The 19,555-nt window shown below is 68.6% G+C and carries 21 protein-coding genes; 10 read left to right on the top strand and 11 right to left on the bottom strand.

What is annotated here, in order from left to right; translation table 11 throughout:
- The first annotated feature begins 32 nt into the window (after positions 1-32).
- Entirely contained in the window at positions 33-950 is a 918-nt protein-coding gene (locus tag ABD210_RS31290; protein WP_344116526.1) for a neutral zinc metallopeptidase, read from the top strand.
- Between the two features lie 191 nt (positions 951-1,141).
- A complete protein-coding gene (locus ABD210_RS31295; RefSeq protein WP_344116528.1) occupies positions 1,142-1,594 on the top strand; it encodes a hypothetical protein in 453 nt (150 codons plus the stop codon).
- A gap of 59 nt (positions 1,595-1,653) precedes the next feature.
- Here the strand turns inward: ABD210_RS31295 and ABD210_RS31300 are convergent, their stop codons facing one another.
- Together ABD210_RS31300 and ABD210_RS31305 are read right to left on the bottom strand one after the other, a co-directional pair.
- Complete coding sequence (locus tag ABD210_RS31300) at positions 1,654-3,306, bottom strand: phospho-sugar mutase (RefSeq protein ID WP_344116530.1); 1,653 nt, start codon at positions 3,304-3,306, stop codon at positions 1,654-1,656.
- A 24-nt stretch (positions 3,307-3,330) separates the two neighbouring features.
- Positions 3,331-3,792, bottom strand: a complete 462-nt coding sequence (locus ABD210_RS31305) for a gamma-glutamylcyclotransferase family protein (protein WP_344116531.1) — start codon at positions 3,790-3,792, stop codon at positions 3,331-3,333.
- Positions 3,793-3,823: 31 nt separating this feature from the next.
- Between ABD210_RS31305 and ABD210_RS31310 the strand changes: the two genes are divergently transcribed.
- From ABD210_RS31310 to ABD210_RS31335, 6 genes are read left to right on the top strand one after another with little or no spacing between them, the layout of a single operon-like run.
- Entirely contained in the window at positions 3,824-5,215 is a 1,392-nt protein-coding gene (locus ABD210_RS31310) for an NAD(P)H-quinone dehydrogenase (protein WP_344116533.1), read from the top strand.
- Positions 5,212-5,484, top strand: coding sequence for a muconolactone Delta-isomerase family protein (locus ABD210_RS31315; protein WP_344116535.1), 273 nt, complete (start codon positions 5,212-5,214; stop codon positions 5,482-5,484). The genes ABD210_RS31310 and ABD210_RS31315 overlap by 4 nt, the downstream gene beginning before the upstream one ends.
- 56 nt (positions 5,485-5,540) lie before the next feature.
- Positions 5,541-5,921 carry a helix-turn-helix domain-containing protein gene (locus tag ABD210_RS31320; RefSeq protein WP_344116537.1) on the top strand — a complete coding sequence of 127 codons (381 nt, stop codon included), beginning with the start codon at positions 5,541-5,543 and terminating at the stop codon, positions 5,919-5,921.
- Entirely contained in the window at positions 5,918-6,898 is a 981-nt protein-coding gene (locus ABD210_RS31325; protein WP_344116538.1) for an extracellular solute-binding protein, read from the top strand. The genes ABD210_RS31320 and ABD210_RS31325 overlap by 4 nt, the downstream gene beginning before the upstream one ends.
- A 32-nt stretch (positions 6,899-6,930) precedes the next feature.
- The gene (locus tag ABD210_RS31330) at positions 6,931-8,580 is read left to right on the top strand and encodes an ABC transporter permease (protein ID WP_344116540.1); all 1,650 of its coding nucleotides are present in this window, start codon (positions 6,931-6,933) and stop codon (positions 8,578-8,580) included.
- On the top strand, positions 8,573-9,655 hold the full coding sequence (locus ABD210_RS31335) for an ABC transporter ATP-binding protein (protein ID WP_344116542.1): 1,083 nt from the start codon (positions 8,573-8,575) through the stop codon (positions 9,653-9,655). The genes ABD210_RS31330 and ABD210_RS31335 overlap by 8 nt, the downstream gene beginning before the upstream one ends.
- Here the strand turns inward: ABD210_RS31335 and ABD210_RS31340 are convergent.
- The 9 genes from ABD210_RS31340 to ABD210_RS31380 all read right to left on the bottom strand — a co-directional run bounded on the left by ABD210_RS31340 (position 9,621) and on the right by ABD210_RS31380 (position 17,596).
- Positions 9,621-10,424, bottom strand: coding sequence for a DUF6390 family protein (locus ABD210_RS31340; RefSeq protein ID WP_344116544.1), 804 nt, complete (start codon positions 10,422-10,424; stop codon positions 9,621-9,623). The genes ABD210_RS31335 and ABD210_RS31340 overlap by 35 nt on opposite strands.
- Positions 10,421-10,669, bottom strand: a complete 249-nt coding sequence (locus ABD210_RS31345; protein WP_344116545.1) for a HypC/HybG/HupF family hydrogenase formation chaperone — start codon at positions 10,667-10,669, stop codon at positions 10,421-10,423. The genes ABD210_RS31340 and ABD210_RS31345 overlap by 4 nt, the downstream gene beginning before the upstream one ends.
- 107 nt (positions 10,670-10,776) lie before the next feature.
- On the bottom strand, positions 10,777-11,286 hold the full coding sequence (locus ABD210_RS31350) for a hydrogenase maturation protease (protein WP_344116546.1): 510 nt from the start codon (positions 11,284-11,286) through the stop codon (positions 10,777-10,779).
- On the bottom strand, positions 11,283-12,575 hold the full coding sequence (locus ABD210_RS31355; protein WP_344116547.1) for a hypothetical protein: 1,293 nt from the start codon (positions 12,573-12,575) through the stop codon (positions 11,283-11,285). The genes ABD210_RS31350 and ABD210_RS31355 overlap by 4 nt, the downstream gene beginning before the upstream one ends.
- Positions 12,572-13,204, bottom strand: coding sequence for a DUF6084 family protein (locus ABD210_RS31360; protein WP_344116548.1), 633 nt, complete (start codon positions 13,202-13,204; stop codon positions 12,572-12,574). The genes ABD210_RS31355 and ABD210_RS31360 overlap by 4 nt, the downstream gene beginning before the upstream one ends.
- On the bottom strand, positions 13,197-13,871 hold the full coding sequence (locus ABD210_RS31365; protein WP_344116550.1) for a DUF5947 family protein: 675 nt from the start codon (positions 13,869-13,871) through the stop codon (positions 13,197-13,199). The genes ABD210_RS31360 and ABD210_RS31365 overlap by 8 nt, the downstream gene beginning before the upstream one ends.
- Positions 13,868-14,716: a NifU family protein gene (locus tag ABD210_RS31370; RefSeq protein WP_344116551.1), complete on the bottom strand. Its 849-nt coding sequence runs from the start codon at positions 14,714-14,716 to the stop codon at positions 13,868-13,870. The genes ABD210_RS31365 and ABD210_RS31370 overlap by 4 nt, the downstream gene beginning before the upstream one ends.
- 1 nt (position 14,717) lies before the next feature.
- Positions 14,718-16,523 (bottom strand): nickel-dependent hydrogenase large subunit, encoded by a 1,806-nt coding sequence (locus ABD210_RS31375; RefSeq protein WP_344116552.1) that lies wholly within the window; start codon positions 16,521-16,523, stop codon positions 14,718-14,720.
- Entirely contained in the window at positions 16,520-17,596 is a 1,077-nt protein-coding gene (locus tag ABD210_RS31380; protein WP_344116553.1) for an NADH-quinone oxidoreductase subunit B family protein, read from the bottom strand. The genes ABD210_RS31375 and ABD210_RS31380 overlap by 4 nt, the downstream gene beginning before the upstream one ends.
- A gap of 243 nt (positions 17,597-17,839) precedes the next feature.
- Here ABD210_RS31380 and ABD210_RS31385 point away from each other — a divergent pair, with 243 nt between their 5' ends.
- Together ABD210_RS31385 and ABD210_RS31390 are read left to right on the top strand one after the other, a co-directional pair.
- Positions 17,840-18,346, top strand: coding sequence for a helix-turn-helix domain-containing protein (locus ABD210_RS31385; RefSeq protein WP_344116554.1), 507 nt, complete (start codon positions 17,840-17,842; stop codon positions 18,344-18,346).
- A gap of 41 nt (positions 18,347-18,387) precedes the next feature.
- A complete protein-coding gene (locus ABD210_RS31390) occupies positions 18,388-19,533 on the top strand; it encodes a glycosyltransferase 87 family protein (RefSeq protein WP_344116555.1) in 1,146 nt (381 codons plus the stop codon).
- Positions 19,534-19,555 lie beyond the last annotated feature (22 nt).

Genomic DNA, 19,555 nt, shown 5'->3' on the forward strand with positions numbered 1-19,555 from the left:
CGAGAGTGGAGCGCATGTACAACCTCTCCAGCATGAAGCTGCGTGGTCTGGTCGGCGTGATCGCCCTGGCCGGCTGTGCGGCCCTCGCCTTGCCCAGCGCGCAGGCCACCCCGGCCGGTGCGACGGATGGTTTGCCGATCCCCGTCCCGGGCGCGGCCGCGAAGCCGGCGGACTCCGGCCGGCGGAGCATCGAAGCGACCTCCGGCTGGAACGCGTCGAGCTCCTACAACGCGGTCCGCTACGCAAAGCTCTACAACACGCCGTACGTGCCTGCTTCGGGGTGCAAGCGACCGAACGTGGCGCTCAACACCGAGGCCAGGGTCCGGTACTTCGAGACCGAGCTGGCGCGCTGCTTGTACGCCGCCTGGAACCCGATCGTCTGGCGGGCCGGTGGTCGCTACAACGTCAAGCCGACCCTGGTCGTGCACGGCTACACCACCATCAACACGTCGTGCGGCAAGGTGACCGGCCCGACCTCGTTCTACTGCAGCACCGGCAGCGGCACGATCTACATCCCGTGGCGGCAGATCGTCACCTACTACGGCCAGGACCCGACGTTCGCCGTCGCGTACGCGACCAACACGATCGCGCACGAGTACGGGCACCACGTGCAGTCGATGACCAGCATCCTGACCGCGTCGTGGTGGCGCCAGCAGCACATGACCGGGGACGCGGCGCTGGCCGAGAGTCGTCGCCGTGAGCTGCAGGCCTCCTGCCTCGGCTCGGCCTACATCGGGGCGAACAAGGTCGCCTACCCGATGTCGGGCGGGCTGCTGACCCAGTGGAAGTACGTCGTCTCGCACTCCGGCGACATGGCAGGTCAGCCGCGCGACCACGGCTCCTGGACGAACCACAACTTCTGGTCGCTGGCCGGCTTCAACGGCGACGGCCACGGAACCCACGCGGGCAGCTGCCAGACCTGGGCGGCGGCCGCGACCCGCATCTCCTGATGCAGTTCGATAACACTGCACGGCAACCTCGGCCGACCGTGTAACGAAGGCGCCCGGAATGCGTTCTGCATTCCGGGCGCCTTCGGGTTTTGCCGACACGAGCACGATCTGCGATCGTGTGGTTACCGTGTTTCGGGTCCGCACGCCTTACAGTCTTGTGTCGAACGACGAACGGCAGGAGTCAAGGGATCGTGAACTACGACGAGTTCAACACCGAGTACACCCGGGTGCTGGACAAGATCAAGAGCGGTAACTGCAGCTGGTCCGAGCTGTCCGGGCATGTCACCCGGCTGCGCAAGGCCACCGCAGGGCTGCAGCAGCCGGCGGAGCGGGCCCAGGTGGACAAGGATCTGGCCGCGCTCGGTCAGATGGTCGAGCTGTCCCGTCGCACCAACGACCGGGAGGACGTCTGGACGGTCACGTCCGAGGCGGTCCGCCGGGCCAGCAGCGGCGAGGGCACGGTCGCGGACCGGATCGGCCGGATCGAGGCGAGCATCAACGAGATCACCTCGCTGGCGAACCGGAACCCGGACGAGCGCGAGGCGCTGATGCAGTCGACCAGCACGCTGCGCATCCTGCACTCCTCGCTGCAGAGTTCGCTGCGCGCGGAGGAGCGCGAGGCGGAAGCTGCCGGCGCGCGCTGACACAGACCTGAGCAAGGGCCCCTGGTCGCCCAGGGGCCCTTGCGTCGACAACGCTCTGCTCAGATGCCGGCCGCGACAGCCAGATCCTTCTTGATCGCGGCAAGTTCCGCAGCCGCCTGCGCCCGAGCTGCGGCGACGTCCCCGCCGGCTACCGGGATCACCACCTCGAGGTAGCACTTCAGCTTCGGTTCGGTCCCTGACGGTCGCACGACCACCCGGGCGCCCGCCGACAAGTGGTACCGCAGTCCGTCGGTTGGCGGCAGTTGCTCACTGCCTTCGCTCAAGTCGTCGACCTGCTCGACCTCATGCCCACCCAGCGAGGTCGGCGGCGTCGCCCGCAGCCGGTCCATCGCCGCGGCGATCAGGCTCAGATCCTCAACCCGCGCGGAGAGCTGGTCCGTCGCGTGCAGCCCGTACTTCTTGGCCAGATCGTCCAGCAGCTCGAGCAGCGTGCGTCCGTCGGCCTTCGCCCGCGCCGCGAGTTGCAGGACCCGGACCAGCGTCGACACGCCGTCCTTGTCCTTCACCGCCGCCGGATCGACGCAGTACCCGAGCGCCTCCTCGTAGCCGAAGACCAGGTCCGGCACCCGCCCGATCCACTTGAACCCGGTGAGCGTGTCGACGTACCGCACGCCGTACGCGGCGGCGATCTTGCTCAGCAGCGACGACGACACGATGGAGCAGGCGGCGACCCCGTCAGGCCGCGACGAGAGCAGGAACTCCCCGAGCAATCCGCCCAGCTCGTCCCCGCGCAACATCCGCCAGCCACCCTCCGCGGCCGGATCCGGTACTGCGACGGCGCACCGATCGGCGTCCGGGTCGTTCGCCACCGCGAGGTCGGCACCTTCGGACCGGGCCAGCTCCAGCGCCGCGTCGATCGCGCCAGGCTCCTCCGGGTTCGGAAACGACACGGTCGGGAAGTCCGGATCCGGGTCCGCCTGCGAGGCCACCACCGCCGGTACTGCGAAGCCGGCCCGCTGCACGGCTTCCTCCACCAAGGCCCGGCCGACCCCGTGCAACGGTGTGTACGCGGCGTTCAGCGATCGAGGTGCGTCCGCAGGGACGAGCGTGGCGATCCGGTCGAGGTAGGCCCCCAGCAGGTCGTCCCCGGTGGTCTGCCAGTCGTCGGCGCGGGGCACGGACGCGAGCGGGCCAACCGCGTCGATCGCCGCGGCGATCTCGATGTCCGCCGGCGGCACGATCTGCGAGCCGTCGCCGAGGTAGACCTTGTACCCGTTGTCCTGCGGGGGATTGTGCGAGGCCGTGACGACGACACCCGCGACCGCCTTCAGGTGCCGGATCCCGAAGGCCACCACCGGTGTCGGCGTGGGCCGGTCCAGCAGTACTGCGTCCAGCCCGGCGCCGCGGACCACCGCGGCCGTGTCCTGGGCGAACACGTCGGACTTGTGCCGCGCGTCGTACCCGATCAGGACCGCGCCGTCGGTGAGACCGTTCGCCTTCAGATAGGCGCACAACCCGGCGGCGGCGCGGATCACCACCACCCGGTTCATCCGGTTCGGTCCGGCGCCGACCGCCCCGCGCAGACCCGCGGTACCGAACTCGAGCTTGCCGGCGAAGCGGTCGGCCAGCTCGGTGGCGGCCTCCGGCGTGTCACTGGCCAGCAGTTGCTGGAGCTCGGCTCGCGTGTCGGGGTCTGGGTCCTCGCTCAGCCAGGCTTCGGCGGCGGCACGAACATCATCGTTGACGGTCACGCCCGCACGATACCGTCGGCCAGGCTAGTGGCCTGAGGACTGACAAGGACGGGCGCGGAGGTCGGCGACGTAGTCGTCCGGGGCGCCGGCCTTCTCCGCGGCCTCGGCCAGGATGCCGAGGTAGCGTGCGGAGGGCAGACCGCCCTCGTAGGCGTTCAGCACGTACATCCAGGCGAGCTGTTCGCCGTCCAGGGTGGCCACCCGGACCTGGATCTTGCGATAGACCCCCTGGTCGATCCATTCCCACTCGTCCAGGCGCTCGACGTCCTTGGGGTGCACGTCGTACAGGGCTACGAAGACCTGGTTGGTCGGGTCGGCCGGGTCCTCGACGACGGTCGCCATCGAGCCCTCCCAGCCCAGTTCCTCGCCTCCGAAGGTGAGGCGCCAGCCCACGATCCACCCGGTCCCGCGCAGGGGGGAGTACGGGCACCGCTCGGCCATCAAGTTCGGGTCCAGATTCGACGCAAACGCGGCGTACAGGGTCACGACGTCACAGGATACGGAACAATGGCGTCTCGTGGCGCGAGTTGTGATCATCGGTGGCGGTCCTGGCGGGTACGAAGCGGCGAGTGCGGCCGCCCAGCTCGGGGCGGAGGTGACAGTCGTCGATTCCGACGGGATCGGCGGTTCCTGCGTGCTCACGGACTGCGTTCCGAGCAAGACGTTGATCGCCACCGCCGAGGTGATGACCGAGGTGGAGGAGGCCGGTGAGCTGGGCGTCAGAGTCACAGGTGACGGGGCCTCTGACAATTCTGATCCGGCGAATTCCGTGCGTGTCGATCTCTCAGTCGTCAACAAACGGGTCAAGGCGCTGGCGGCGGCCCAGTCCGAGGGCATCAGCCGCCGGCTGGCCGACGACAAGGTCCGGGTGATCCACGGCCGCGGTCGGCTGGACGGTCCGGAGACCGTGGTCGTCGACGACCAGCGGCTCGAGGCCGACGTGGTGCTGATCGCCACTGGCGCAAGGCCTCGCATCCTCAAGGGCTCCGAGCCGGACGGCGACCGGATCCTCACCTGGGAGCAGCTCTACGAGCTCGAGGAACTGCCCGAGCGGCTGATCGTGGTGGGATCCGGTGTCACCGGAGCCGAGTTCGCCAGCGCGTACGACGCGCTGGGCAGCGACGTGGTGCTGGTGTCCTCGCGGGACCGGGTGCTTCCGGGCGAGGACCAGGACGCGGCCGCCGTACTGGAGGACGTGTTCAAGCGACGCGGCATGACGCTGCTCGGCAAGTCCCGCGCGGAGTCGGTCAAGCGACAGGGCGACGGAGTGGTGGTGACGCTGACCGACGGCCGGAAGATCGAGGGGTCGCACGCGCTGCTCGCGGTCGGGTCGCTCCCGAACACCGAGGACCTGGGACTCGTCGAGTCGGGCGTGTCGCTGGACGACGGCGGCTTCGTCAAGGTCGACCGGGTCTCCCGGACCACGGCCCGCGGGGTGTACGCGGCCGGCGACTGCACCGGCGTGCTGATGCTCGCCTCGGTGGCCGCCATGCAGGGCCGGATCGCGATGTCCCACGCGCTCGGTGACGCGGTGGCGCCGCTGAACCTGTCGACCGTCTCGTCGAACGTCTTCACGGCGCCCGAGATCGCCACGGTCGGCCTGACCCAGGCCGTGGTCGATGCCGGCAGCAGTACGGCGACGGCGGTCAAGGTGCCGCTGGCGGACAACGCCCGGGCCAAGATGCAGGGCGTCCGGGACGGTTTCGTGAAGCTGTTCTGCCTGCCGAACACCGGGATCATCGTCGGCGGTGTCGTGGTGGCACCCCGGGCCAGTGAACTGATCCACCCGATCGCCCTGGCGGTCGGGGCCCGGCTGACCGTCGACCAGATGGCCCAGTCCTTCACCGTCTACCCGTCGGTCTCCGGCTCCATCGCCGAGGCCGCCCGCCGTCTGCACCTGCGCGCATGAAGTTCCTGGTGATCTGGCAGATGGAGCTGAGCCTGCTCTCCCCGGAGATGGCGCGGGCGGTCGGCGCCATGCCGGAGTACGGGGAGCGTCTGCAGCGGGAGGGCAAGGTGCTGGCCCGCTACCACGTGGTCGGATCGCACGGCGGCGCGTGGATCTACGAGGTCGATTCGCACGAGGAGTTCGAGCGACTGCTCGGCCGGGCACCGGTCTTCAACTTCGCCCGGTACACCGTCCATCCGCTGGCGGACATGGACTCCACAACGACGTAGTTCGGTGATTGACGGACTTCCGGACCGAGAGGATGGTAGGGGGACGGGAGGTTCTCATGTTCAGTGACCACGACGATCTGACCGTCGACCGTCATCTGATCGTCAGCCATCGGCTGCGTGCCCGCCGGGTCCAGCTGGGGCTGACCCAGAAGCAGGTGGTGAGCCGGCTGGCACGGCGCGGGATCCGCACCACCAACAAGACCCTGAGCAGCTTCGAGCACGGAGCCGGCGTCGACGTCGTCCGGCTGCCGGAACTGGCCGCCGCCCTCGACTGCACGGTCACCTACCTCCTCGGCCTCACCGAGGACCCAGGAGCCTGGGAACCGGATCGGGCGGGCGGGTCGGTCCACGACCGCCGCGGGGCCTCGATCGCCGAGGGGAACTGGATCCTCGGGCCCGACGTGCCGTCGCGGCTGTCCAGGCCGGCCCGGACATGAGAAGGCGGCTCGCCACCGCGATCCTGCTGGTCGTGGCCCTGGTGGCGCCGGCGGCCTGCGGGAGCGGCAAACCGCGGAGTACCACCGGTGCGATCACCCTCTACACCTGCGTCGGGGATCCGACGGCCAAGGCCGTGATCGCGGCCTTCACCAAGGACCACGCCGGCACCAAGGTCGAGCTGTTCCGGGCGCCGACCGGCCAGCTGAACGCCCGGGTCGCGGGAGACCTTCGCATCGGCGGCATCCAAGCCGACGTGCTGTGGGCCTGCGACCCGTTGACCATGCACCAATTCGACACGCAGAAGCTGCTCCGCTCCTGGTCCGCACCGAACGCGGCCGACATACCGGCGCAGTACCGCTCGGCTAACTATGTCGGTGTGGATCTGCTGTACCTGGTTGCCGTCGTCCGCAACGGCGTGCCTGTGCCGAAGACCTGGCACGACCTGACCGGGCCGTCCTATCGCGGCACGGTGGCACTGCCGGATCCGGGCTTCGCCGCGTCGGCGCTCGGTATGCTCGGCTACTTCGCGTCCACCGCCGAGTACGGGCTGGGCTACTACCGGGCGTTGAAGGCCAACGGAGCCGTTCAGGTGAAGAGCCCCGACGACGTGCTGACGGGTGTTGCCAAGGGCACCTACGACGCCGGCTTCACGCTGGCGAACTCGGCGTACCTCGCGAAGCAGAAGGGTTCCCCGATCCAGGTCGTCTGGCCGCAGCCGGGCGCCGTCGCGATCTATGCGCCGATCGCCGTGACGACGAAGGCCGGCGACCAGGCTCTGGCCGAGCAGTTCGCGGCGTACGTCGCGAGCAGGGCCGGCCAGCAAGTGGTTGCCAAGACCAACGTCTATCCGGTGCTCCCTGGTCTCGGCGGACCCGAGGTACCGGCCGGAGCGCCGGTGGTGGTACCCGACTGGTCGAAGTTGTTCGGGAGCGGCAAGGCTCTGTACGACAAGTACCGGACGATCTTCCCCGGCTGACCGACCGGGGCCGGTGAGCAGAGATGGCACCGATGCGGCTGGTCAGGCACAGCCGCGCGAACCGGCCCGAGTGGGCCGAACTCTGCGCCGCTGCCCTGGTCGCGTTGCTGCTGGTCGGCCTGGTGCTGTTGCCCGTACTCCGGTTGGTTCAGGCCGTCCTCGTCGAAGACTCCCCGTTCCGCGTGCTGGCTACCGCGGACACTCGGCACGCCGTGATCAACACGGTCGTCCTCGCGGTCGTCGTGACGGTGATCAGTGTGCCGATCGGAGCCGCGATGGCGCTGGTGCTCCGGCGAAGCGACGTACCGGGCCGTGGTGCGCTGCGGCTCGTCGTCCTGCTGCCGTTGCTGGTTCCCCAGTTCGTGCTCGGCTACAGCTGGACGCAGGCCTACGGGCGGGCGGGGTTCACTGACGCTGTCCTGGGACTCCGCTGGCCGGCCGTGCTCGGTCCGGTCGGGGTTGCCGTCGTGCTGGTGGTGAACGCAGTACCGCTGGTCTACCTCGTCTCGGCAGCTGGCCTTGCCGTCCGCGCAGAGCCGGACCTGGAACGCGCTGCCAGGCTCAGTGGTGCCGGGCCCGGGACGGCCCTCCGGACGGTGACGCTGCCGTTGTTACGCCCGGCACTCGCGGCCGCTGCGGTGTTGACGTTCGTCGCGACCCTGGAGAGTTTCGCCGTACCGCAGGTGATGGGTTCGCCGGCAGGCTTCAGCACGGTGACCACCAGAATCTACTCGGCGCTGTCGCTCGGCAGCGATCCCGCGTCGTTCACCGAAGCGGTCACGCTGGCGTTGGCGCTCGTGCTGCTCGCGGCGGTGGTCATCACTCCGGCCGATCTCGTACTCGGTCCTCGCCTGAGGTTCCGTCGTACCGGTCAACAGGCCGGAGCCGGCGTGGTGCGGCGGCCGACTGCCGGTGGACGGGCTGCGGCCGCGGTGCTCTGGGTCTACCTCGGCTTCGCCGTTGCGATCCCGACGGTGGCGCTGTTGACCGCGGCGTTGACTCGGGCGGTCGGGCTGCCGCCTACCCCGGCGAACTGGACGCTGGACAACTTCGTTGCCGTGGTCGACCCGTCGATGCTGGCTGCTGTCGGCAGGAGCCTGTGGCTCGCCGCCGCGGCCGCAACCTTGCTGACGGTGCTGGGCGGCCTGGTGGCGGTCGTCGAGCGGCGCCACCGTGCGGGCGGCCTGGGCAGCGTGGTGACGTTCACGCTGGTCCTGCCGGGGTCCACACTGGCCCTCGCCGTGCTCATCGCGTACGGGCGATGGATCGGCGGCAGCTTGTCGATCATCCTGATCGCGTATCTGGCGAAGCTCTGGGCGCTTGCGCACCGCCCGGTCGCCGGAGGTCTCGACCGGTTGCCACCAGAGGAGTTGCGAGCCGCTCGCTCCAGTGGCGCGTCGTTGCTGACGGCCGTCAGGACGGTCGCCCTGCGTCCGCTGGCTCCGGTCCTGCTCGGCGGCTGGTTGCTGGTCTTCGTCACCGCTCTGCATGAGGTGACCATGTCGAGCCTGCTGTACGGACCGCGCAGTGAGACGCTCGCCGTGGTCGTGTTGAACAGTCAGGAGCTCGGCCAGGTCGGAGCTACGGCCGCGTTGTCGGTTCTGCTGGCGCTGTTGCTCCTGTTGCCCGCTCTGGCACTCTGGCCGGTGCTGCATCGCCTGAGGCGGGTGAGCCATGGCTGAGCCGGCACTGCAGTGCATCCGGGCGAGCGTCGCACACGGTTCGAGGATCGTGGTCCACGAGCTGGAGTTGACCGTCGCCGATGGTGAGGTGCTTGCTCTGCTCGGGCCGTCCGGCTCCGGCAAGTCGACGTTGCTGCAGGCGATCGCGGGATTCCTCCCGGCGGCGGCCGGTGAGATCAGGTTGGCCGGCCGGACGGTGGCGACACCTCACCTCCAGGTGGCACCGGAGGACCGGGCCGTGGCGATGGTCTTCCAGAACCACGCCTTGTGGCCGCATCTGTCGGTGCTCGACACCGTTGCCTACCCGGCCCGTCGGCGCGGCATCCGGCGGCGGCAGGCCCGGGCCGATGCCGCCGAGCTCCTCGAGCGGCTGTCGCTCGGAGAGCTGGCGGATCGTCGACCCGCGGAACTGTCAGGCGGTGAGCAGCAACGGGTAGGTCTGGCCAGGGCGCTGGCGCGGGAGGCGGGGTTATACCTCTTCGACGAGCCGACCGCGCACCTCGACACCCACCTGCGAGCCGCGTTCCAGTCCGAGGCGATGGCGCGCCAGCGGGCCACCGGAGCGGCCGCGGTCTACGCGACGCATGACGCCGGCGAGGCGCTGGCCATCGCGGACCAGGTCGCCCTGATCGACGCGGGTCGACTGGTCCAACTCGGACCACCCGGCCAGGTGTATGCGGAACCGGTGAGCCTGTGGGCGGCGCGCCTGACCGGCCCGGCGTCGGTGATCTCGGCACAGCTCGTTGCTCTGGGCAACGGAACGGCCAAGGTCACGGTCGGTGGCGCCGAAGCTAAGGTGGCGATCTCCCGCCAGGTTGAAGAGCACGAGGGCGACAGGCAATTGCTGGTGCGCCCGGACTGGACCACCGTGGGTGGCCCGCTTCCGGGCGTGGTGCTGGCGAGCTGGTTCCGTGGCCCGCACACCGACCATCTGCTCGACACCCCGGCAGGCGAGGTGCTGGTCCGGGAGCCGGGTCTGGAAAGTCGTCCGGCCGGCAGTCGGCTGTCCTGGGACCTGCGCCGGGTCTGGCAAGTGCAGCTCAGCCCAGGGCGATCTTCGCGCCAGGATGGCTGAGGCGATCGTTGACCATCGACAGATGGAAGACCGTGTAGCGGCGGAGCGAGGTCAGTTGCTCCGGGGTCAGCCGGTCGCAAACCCACTCCCAGTGCATGGCGACCCATTCGCCGGGCTGCAGTGGCGCCAGCAGGCTCATCCCGTCGGCGCCGCGGATGACGGTCTCCTGCTGCGGCTCGCCGAGCTCCAGACGACGGCCGTCCCACGTGAGCGGCCGCGACTCCACGACCACCTGGTCACCCGTGTCGATGATCACCTTTCCCCAGCGGATCCGGCACTTGTCCAGCACCGTGAGCGCCTGACCGGACCGGCGATCGTCGCCGAGGAGGCCGACCCATGGGTAGATGCAGAAGACGTGGAAGCTGTGGTGGGGCATGCCGCCCGCCACCACACCCTCGGCGAGATCGGCGAACTGGTGCCCGGTCTTGTACCGGAAGCGGTCTTCCATCGAGTTGCCCAGCGCACAGGCACCGACCTTGTCGAGCAGGGCATTCCCCACCCAGTACGCCTCGACCACGCGGTGATCGAGCGGATCCGCGATCCCGGTCGCGCCGGCGATCAGCTCCAGGTACGGCCAGGCCCCGGCGAACTCCATCGCCAGTGAGCGCAGACCGTTGTCCACCTTGCCGGTGACGCCGTACTCGAAGAAGGACGTGTTGTCGTCAGGCCCGCAGTACCCGTGCCGGTTCGGGCCGAGGGCATAGCGGACGAAGAGGATGGGCCCGGGCGTCTGCTGCCGGACCGCGGCACCCCGTACGCCCGTGCTCATCCGTCCGCCCGGAACGGCACCGCGTCATCGGCTTCCGGACCGAAGAACGCGAGCGCGTCGGCGGCTCGCTCGGGCGACATCCGCTCGAGGGCGAAGCCCGAATGGATCAAGATGAACTCACCCGGCACGAAGGGCCCGTCCAGCAGCGCGAGGTTGATCTCGCGCACCACGCCGGCCACCTCGACCTGTCCGAGGTCGAGGCCTGGCGTGGTGCTGACGATCCGGCCAGGAATACCGAGGCACATGAGCTGCTACATGGCCCTCAGCCGGAGGTACCGCATGACGTCCGGCACTACGGCGTAGGCCGCCCCGGCGGCAACCAGGGCAACGACTCCGAGAACGACGAAACGCATCACAACTTCCCTTCTGTAACCCCCACCGGCGCCTGGGCCGACGAAGTGTTTCCGATGACCAGGTCGGTCACCAGTTGTGCTGCGGTCTCGACGGCAGCCTCCACCGCGGGACTGAGCCCGATCCCGGTACCCATTTCGGCCGGCTCGCAGCCGACCACCACGACTGGTCCCAAGATCCCACCGAGTCGTGGAACAAGCGAGAGCACGGCGTCCGGACCGAGGTCGTGGGCGTCCATGCTGACTTCTGGCCCAGGCTCTGGATCCGGTTCCGCCTCCACCACATAGACCGTCCCTGGCGGACCGTCGCGCTGCACCGTGTCGACCAGTACGACGAGGTCGTACGGTTCGAGCAGTTGGTAGGCCAGGTGGATGCCGCGGATGCCGAAGTCCTGCACCTCGACGCCCTCCGGCCAGGTACGCCCCACCAGCTTCTCGATCACCGAGACCCCGAAGGCGTCATCGCTGCAGAACATGTTGCCCAGTCCGGCGACCAGGATCCGCGCGTTCATCCCGCACTCACCAGCGGCTCGATCTCGTCCGGGCTGAAGTAGAGGTAGCGGCCGTGTGACCGTTGCACCTCACCCTCCTCGCCGTCCAGGGCCACGGCGACATGCGTCTGGCCGTCCACATCCGACAGCACCGCCACCACCGTCCCGACCCGGTCGGCGAGGAACATGTCCTGCGCATCGGCCCGCCGTACGCCGGGACGCAGCCGGACGCGTACTCCGCTGCCGACCGGAACGTCGCCGACCATCACCGTGTCCGTCTCGGGGGACACAGTGGCGTCGTTGCCGGGGTCCCACCACGGCGCGTCGGCAGGAGCAGGCTCCGGCTCGGTCACCTTGCGCACGTAGCGGAGCGTGCCGTGCAGGCGGTCGAGAATCTCCTGCGGCATCGAGTCGACCCGGTCCAGCATCGCTGCCGCCCGCGGATCCGTCCCACGGACCTCGCGCTTCTCGTCCTCGGTGAGGGTCATCGTGCGCAGGCTGAGGATCTCGTCGATCTCGGTGGCGTCGAACAGGTCGCCCTGGCTCTCCGGCGCGATCCGCGGGTGGTCGTACAGGATGATCGGCGACGACAACAACTGCTCACCGGCCAGGACCGGGAAGATGCCGAGGTTCTCGCACCCCGCCACGTAGCCGGTCGCCCATTCAGGAGGTTCGAGCAACGACAGGAAGCGGGCGCCATCGGCCGCGACGAGCACGTGATGGGCGATCAATGCTTGCCGCAACGCCTTGGATCGTTCGGTATCGCTGCCCACACTGGTGTTCTCCACCCGCAGCCGCAACCGCACCACGCCGTACGGGCCGGGCAACGTCTCGGTGCTGAGGGCAAGGATTCCTGCCAGCGGTTGCCGGGTCCGTTGCAGGAAGCCCGCCTCGCCCACCGGCTCCAGTTCGGTGCCCCCGGGAACTTCGAAGGGCACTTCGCGCGGCAGGTCGGCAAGGTCGATCGTGACGTCGATGTGCTGCTCCACCGCCTCGTCCCAGGCGACGTAGGACGTGTCCTCGGTCTGCAACGACTCCACCTCGACCCGCTCGGCGTTCAGCACCGTACGCCGCTGAGCCTGGAGGAAGCGGATCCGCACGGTCAGCTCGGCCTCGTCGCCGTCGAGCAGGCAGTCAGTCTGCGACCAGGTCCGCTCGGACGGGTCCACGGCGCCGTAGGAGGGCGGCATCAGGACGCCGAACTGCCAGCGCACCCGGTTCTTCCCGTCGGACGCGCGGTAGGGATACAGCACGTACCCCTCGAACAGCAACGCGTCGGCGACCTGCTGGATCCCTTCGAACGAGGTCATTCCAGACTCTCCTTCAGCAGCCGCTCGATCGCGTCGTCCCAGCCGGGCAGTGCCTCCCGGGCGCGATAGCTGTAGAGCTTGTCGAAGGTCTCCCGCCGCAACCTCAGCCACGCGGCGCCGGGGAAGTGCTGGTCCATCGCCTCCCGCCAGACCGGCACGGGCAGCGCGTACGACGTCTCCTTCTGCCAGGCGACGGGTGTCACGGACAGACTGCCGGAGCTCCCGGTGAAGATCGTCCCGTTGAAGAGCAGCAGCAACGGCACCCCACCCTCACGGAGTGCGTAGAGATACTTGTGCGCGGCGACGTCGAAGTCGTAGCTGCAGGGCAGCTGCAGCTCCACCTCGGTCGAACCCGTGAATCCCGGCACCATCTGCGTGACGAACGCCAGCTGCAGCGGCTTGAGGGTCTCACCCCAGCGGGCTCTGTCACCGAAGAGGTCCGCCAGCGCCTCGCCTTCCTCGTCGTCGTAGCGCCGGCGGATCGGCTCGATCCTGATCTGACAACGCAACGCCAGCGCATGCACCGGCGTACCGGTCGTCTCGGTGACGCGCAGCTGCAGCAGCACGGTCGGCGTTGCGGCGTACCGGTCGGCGTCCGAGCCGATACAGGTGAAGTCGAGGTCAACCACGGCAGCGCTCCTTCACGCCGGCGAAGAACTCGTCGATCCGTCCCCAGACCTCCTCGCCGCCGGCGAAGCCCTCCCAGTACTGCCGGACGATGCCGACCAGCTCGTAGCACGAGTCGATCGGCACGAGATAGCACTCGAACGCGTCCTCCAGCCGGCGCAGCAACACTGCCTCGACGTCCGGGATCAGCTTGCCCAGCAGGGGATCGGCCGCGACCACCTCGTCCCAGCTCGCCAGGTCCAGCAGCGACTCGGTCGCCCCACCCGGGCTCGGGTAGAAGGCGACGTGACGCGCCTGATCGGTCTGGTGGAACAGGAAGGCCAGGTTCACCGGGATGCCGAGCGCCTCCCACTGAGCCGCGGACATGGCGAAGTCCTTGTTGAACCGGTACTCCTCCGGTACGGCGCGGTAGTGGCCGCGCGACGCTGCCTCGGCGTTGAAGAGCAGGTAGCACGGCCGGCAGGTGCACAGCAGCCGGTGGTCCGGCACATCCGCGATGTGCGGGTGCTCCGGACCGATCGGCACCGCGCACATCTCACACTGCTCACCCGGCGCGAGCTGCTCCCGTACGCCTCCCGTGTAGCCGCGCAGGACCGCGACCGGGTCCACGGGGGCCGGTGGTGGCGGCTTGTCCCGCGCCAGCGAGCGAAGCCCGGGTGAGGGCCTCACGCGAGCTGCCTTCCTGGTACCGCGACCTTCCAGCCGGTGTCATCCGGCAGCAGCGGCAAGGCCTCGAGCGGCGGTGCCCCGACGGGTGCAAGTGCTCGCCCGGCCAGGCGCACGTCGTACACGGCAGTGCACCGTGGGCAGGTGAGCTCGTCGCCGTCCAGTCGGCCGTGTTGCAGGACGGACGAGCAGGTCGGGCAATTGTTGCGATAGGCAAAGAACGTGCCGGCGAGGTTCGCCACCAGCAGTTCCAGGTCGGCGACGACCAGCTTCTGGACCTGGCCGGGCGCCGTGGCCAGGTCGAGCCGGTGCCAGCCCTCGGTGTCCTGGCTGGCGCGGAAGGGTTCGATCGTCAGCAGGGTCTGCTTCTTGGCCGCGACCATGCCTTCCACGTCGACGGCGACCGCCTCGGGGGCCGCGTCGAGCACGGCGTTCTCCACCGTCAGGCGGACCGTGGCGGTCGACCCCGGGCAGCCTTCGCAGCTGCCCTGCAGGCGGAGATGGACGATGCCCTCGTCATCGATGCCCAGGTAGTCGATCCCGCCCGCGTGCGAGCCGAGGTAAGGCCGCACGCTGTCGAGCGCGCCCTGGATCCGGGTCGCCACGTCATCGGGGTGCAGGTCGTGCAGCAACAGCATCCCGGCGACGAGGTCGTCCTCCAGCAGGTTCCGGACCTGCGTCTCGTCCAGCCGCGCCAGCAGCTGCTCGAGGCCCGCGCCGTGCAGGGAGAGCACAGCGCGCATCAGCTCCTCGACCTTGTCGGTCACCTCCGGCTCGGCACGCCGCTGGACTTCATCCAGCAGCACGTCGATCCGTTCGCTCAACGCCTGCGCGTCGCGGCGGTTCATGCTAGTAGGGCTTGACCGCGATAGTTGGCGAGTGCAGGTGGGTCTTCTCTGTCCCGTTGCCGACGAACATGTGGACGCCACAGGGCAGGCAGGGGTCGAAACTGCGGACCGCCCGCATGATGTCGATGCCCTTGAACCGCTCGGGTGGGTTCTCCTCGAAGATCGGCGTGTTCTGTACGGCGTCCTCGTACGGCCCGGGGGTCCCGTAGGAGTCGCGCACGCTGCCGTTCCACGGGGTCGGCGGGTACGGGTGGTAGTTCGCGATCTTGCCGTCGCGGATCACCATGTGGTGCGAGAGCACGCCCCGCACGGCCTCGGTGAAACCGCAGGAGATCGCGTTGTCCGGCACCTTGAACGGGGTCCAGGTCTCGGTCCGTCCGGCCCTGACCTCGGCCATCGCCTTCTCACAGAAGTGCAGCGCCAGCGCGGCGGCGTAGGCCTGGAAGTAGGTCCGGGCCCGGTTCCGCTCGAGCGCGTTGCTCCACTGCGGGATCTTCCACTCGTACTCCGTGGCCGGCTTGAGCGCGGTCCGGGGGAGCTGGATCTTCACGCTGTGCCCGGTGGCCTGGACATAGTCGGTGTTGACCAGGCCGGACAACGCCGTCGACCACAGGCGGGCGATCGGGCCGCCGCCGGTGTCGAGTGCCAGGTGGTCCTTGCCGTCGAACCAGCGCGGCGACATGGTCCAGCTGTAGGCGTTGGCGAAGTCGCGCTTCTGCGGCTTGGGAATGGTGTGCTGGTTCCACGGGTGCCGTACGTCGATCGGGTTGCCCAGCGGGTCCCTGTCGACGAACTTCTCGTGGCTGCCGTCGTCCCAGTCGTCGTAGTACGAGCTGCCGAGCAGGATCCGCAGGCCCAGGTTGATGTCGACCAGGCTGTTGGTGACCAGCTTGCCGTCCACCACCACACCGGGGGTGACGAACATCCGCCGCCCCCAGGCCTCCATGTTCTCGTACTTGAAGTCGCAGATCGCCGGGTCGTTGAGGCTGCCCCAGCAGCCGAGCAGAATGCGCCGCTCGCCGACGTGCTCGTAGCCCGGCAGCGCCTCGTAGAAGAAGTCGAACAGATCGTCGTGCAACGGCACGACCTTCTTCATGAACTCGATGTAGCGCATCAGCCGGGTCAGGTAGTCGGTGAACAGCTGGATCGTCGCGACCGTGCCGACACCACCGGGGTAGAGCGTCGACGGGTGGACGTGGCGTCCCTCCATCAGGCAGAACATCTCCCGGGTATAGCGGCTGACGTGCAGCGCCTCGCGGTAGAAGTCGCCCTCGAGCGGATTCAGCGACCGCATGATGTCGCCGATGGTCCGGTAGCCGTGGTCGCCGGCGTGCGGCGCCTCGGTCCGGTCCGCCAGTTCGAGCACGCCCGGGTTGGTCTCCTTGACCATCCGCTCGCAGTAGTCCACCCCGACCAGGTTCTCCTGGAAGATGTTGTGGTCGAACATGTACTCCGCGGCCTCGCCCAGGTTGATGATCCACTCACCCAGGTGCGGTGGCGCGACGCCGTAGGCCATGTTCTGCGCGTAGACCGAACAGGTGGCGTGGTTGTCACCGCAGATGCCGCAGATCCGGCTGGTGATGAAGTGGGCGTCCCGAGGGTCCTTGCCCTTCATGAAGATGCTGTAGCCGCGGAAGATGGAGGAGGTGCTGTGACACTCCTCGACGGTCTTGGACTTGAAGTTGACGTTGGCGTAGATGCCGAGGCTGCCGACGATCCGGGTGATCGGGTCCCAGGCCATCTCCACGACGTCGGAGCTCCTCGTCTCCTCGGTAGCCGGGCTGACCTTCGGTTCTGTGGTGGTCATGGCTGCAGCACCTTCTCGTAGCCGGTGGTCAAGGTCGATCCCTTGTGCCGCCATTTGGGTTCCTTGTTGGCGGTGTTCATGGTGATCTTCCGCAGCCTGCGGATCACCGTGCCGTAGGCGGTGCTCGCGGCGACGGACACCTTGCTGCCGGGTGGTTCGTCCATGAACGGCATGAACTTGTCCGGGAAGCCGGGCATCGTGCAGGCGATGCAGATGCCACCCACGTTCGGGCACCCGCCGACGCCGTTGATCCAGCCCCGCTTGGGCACGTTGCAGTTGACCACCGGTCCCCAGCAGCCCAACTTCACCAGGCATTTCGGCGAGCCGTACTCCTTGGCGAAGTCGCCCTGCTCGTAGTACCCGGCGCGGTCGCACCCCTCGTGCACCGTCCGCCCGAACAGCCATTGCGGTCGCAGTTCGGCGTCGAGCGGGATCATCGGGGCCTGGCCGGCGACCTGGTAGAGCAGGTAGACGAGCGTCTCGGACAGGTTGTCCGGGTGGATCGGACAGCCAGGCACGCAGACGATCGGCAGTCCGGCCTTCGACTTCCAGCTCCAGCCCAGATAGTCCGGTACACCCATCGCGCCAGTGGGGTTGCCGGCCATCGCGTGGATCCCGCCGTACGCCGCACAGGTGCCGACGGCAACCACAGCGGTCGCCTTCGGGGCCAGTCGATCGAGCCACTCCGAGGTCTTCATCGGCTGCCCGGTCGAGGGGTTGTTGCCGAAGGCGGCCCAGTACCCCTCCGACTTGATCGCCTCGTTCGGGATCGACCCCTCCACGACCAGGACGAAGGGTTCGAGCTCACCGCGGTCGGCCTTGTGCCACCACTCGATGAAGTTGTCGGCACCGGTCTCCGGGCCGCACTCGAAGTCGATCAGCGGCCAGTGCACCGCGATCTTCGGAAGCCCCGGCAACGCCCCGAGCACGATCTCCTCGATGCTGGGCTGGGTCGCCGCGGTGAGGGCGACGGAGTCCCCGTCGCAGCTCAGGCCGCCGTTCATCCAGAGGATATGTACGACACCTTCGTCGGCCGCTTCCTGTGCTTGCTCAGGTTCCAGGGTCATCGACATCGTCCGAGCCTCCTCAAGGAGTTCTTCTCGGACAGTACGTCCGGAATCCGCACCGGGACAGACACTTGTGTCGGGTATTAATGGGGCTCTCGGGAAATCCCGGAATCGGCGATCTCCGGACTTGCCGCCGCACTTGGGGAACCATCGCTCAGACAATCTCGGCCGCCGGGTCAGGTCATCGACGTGCTGCCTGCGCGAGGTTACGGTTGAGCACCTAAGCGTTCTCCGAAAGCCCGTGCCGAGATGTCCGACGATCCCCTGCCGGTCGGCGACGACAACGGTCCGTTCGTCTCGCCGGTGGTCGTCGTCTCCCACATGTTCCCGGCCCGGCCGGGCGCACTTCCGGACGCCGAGCTCTTCGTCCACGAGGCGCTGGCTCCGGTCGAGCTGGAACCGGCGGAGAAAGGCGCCCTGTACGACGCGATCACCTCGGCGATCCTGGCCGCCGCGGGCCCGGCTGAAGGCAGCTTCGACGTGACCGTGCGGATCTTCCCCGACGGGGTGGAGGTGGAGGTGCTGCACGGAGCGGGGACCAGGCGGCTCGGCTTGGGACCCCGGGTGGGCGAGGAACCGTTCGCGGACTGGCTGACCAGCGTGCTCCGCCGGCAGGGACTGTCCCAGGAGGCGGCCGCCCAGCGCATCGGCGTTTCGGTCCGGACCGTGAGCCGCTGGCTGAGCGGCACCACCGAGCCCCGACTGCGGGACCTCCGCCGGGTTCACGCAATCTTCGGCCCCTCGCCGGCTGAGTGAGGCTGAAGTTGGTGAGCCCGGTGGCATGCCAGGATCGAGGCATGCGGAGCAGGGTGCGGTGGGGGACGGCGGTCGGGGTTTGTGTTGTTGCCGGCATCGTCCTGCCGATGCTCTGGCAGCACTCGCTGGTTGATCTGAAGGTCTACCGGCTGGGTGGATCGACGCTGCTGGACGACGCATCGGCGCTGTATGACGCTCGCTTGGCGGGGTTGCCGTTCACCTATCCGCCGTTCGCCGCGATCGTGATGGTTCCGTTCGCGCTGGTTCCGTGGCCGGTCGCCGTCACCGTCTGGACTGTTGGCACGTTCCTGTCGCTGGTTGCCGTCTGGCGGATGTCCGTCCGGCTTTCGTCAGCCTTGCTGCTGGCGGTGATTGCGGGATCGCTGTTGCTGGAGCCCGTCCGCGAAACCCTCGGCTTCGGTCAGATCAACCTGATGCTCTGTGCCTTGATCCTGTACGACGTACTCGATGCGCGGCATGCTCGTCGCGGACTGTGGATCGGGATCGCCGCGGGAATCAAGCTGACCCCGCTCGTCTTCCTCGGCCTGCTGGTGGTCACGCGTCAGTGGCGGGCTCTGGCCCACGCCTCGGCGGGGTTCGCCGTCACGGTGTTGGCCGGATTCCTGGTCAGCCCGCACGCCGCCACGCAGTACTGGACGTCCCTGGTCTCCGACACCACCCGTATCGGCGGCCTCGCCTTCGCCGGCAACCAGTCGTGGAACGCCTTCCTGATCAGGCTGACCGGCAACCTCGAGGGCGGCGGCGCGATCTGGCTGGCCCTGGTCGCGGTCACCGTCGCGGGCGGGCTCTGGCTGTCGCGATTCCTGTGGGTTCGCGGCGATCACCTCGCCGGGATTTCCGTCTGCGCCCTCGTCGGGCTGCTGTGCTCGCCGGTCTCCTGGAGCCACCACTGGGTCTGGGTGATCCCGCTCGGAGTGTCGTTGCTGAGGTCATGCCACGGCCGCCGGCGGATCGTCGTCGGGATCGCCTGGTTCGGCCTCTTCACCATCGCGCCGATCTGGTGGCCGCCGAATCACGACAACCGCGAGCTCGACTGGTCGTTCGGCGACCAGTTCCTCGGCAACGCCTACCTCATCGCCGCGCTGTTCGCCGTGGTCGTGCTCGCGGTGTCACGCCAACGGGTGAGCGCACCGCATTCGGTGGCCACAAGTTGCCACGTGGCATAGACCGGTTTTGGCCTGTCCTGGT

Origin of the sequence: Kribbella alba, assembly GCF_039529635.1 — a bacterium.
In the GTDB taxonomy this organism is placed as follows: Bacteria; Actinomycetota; Actinomycetes; order Propionibacteriales; family Kribbellaceae; genus Kribbella; species Kribbella alba.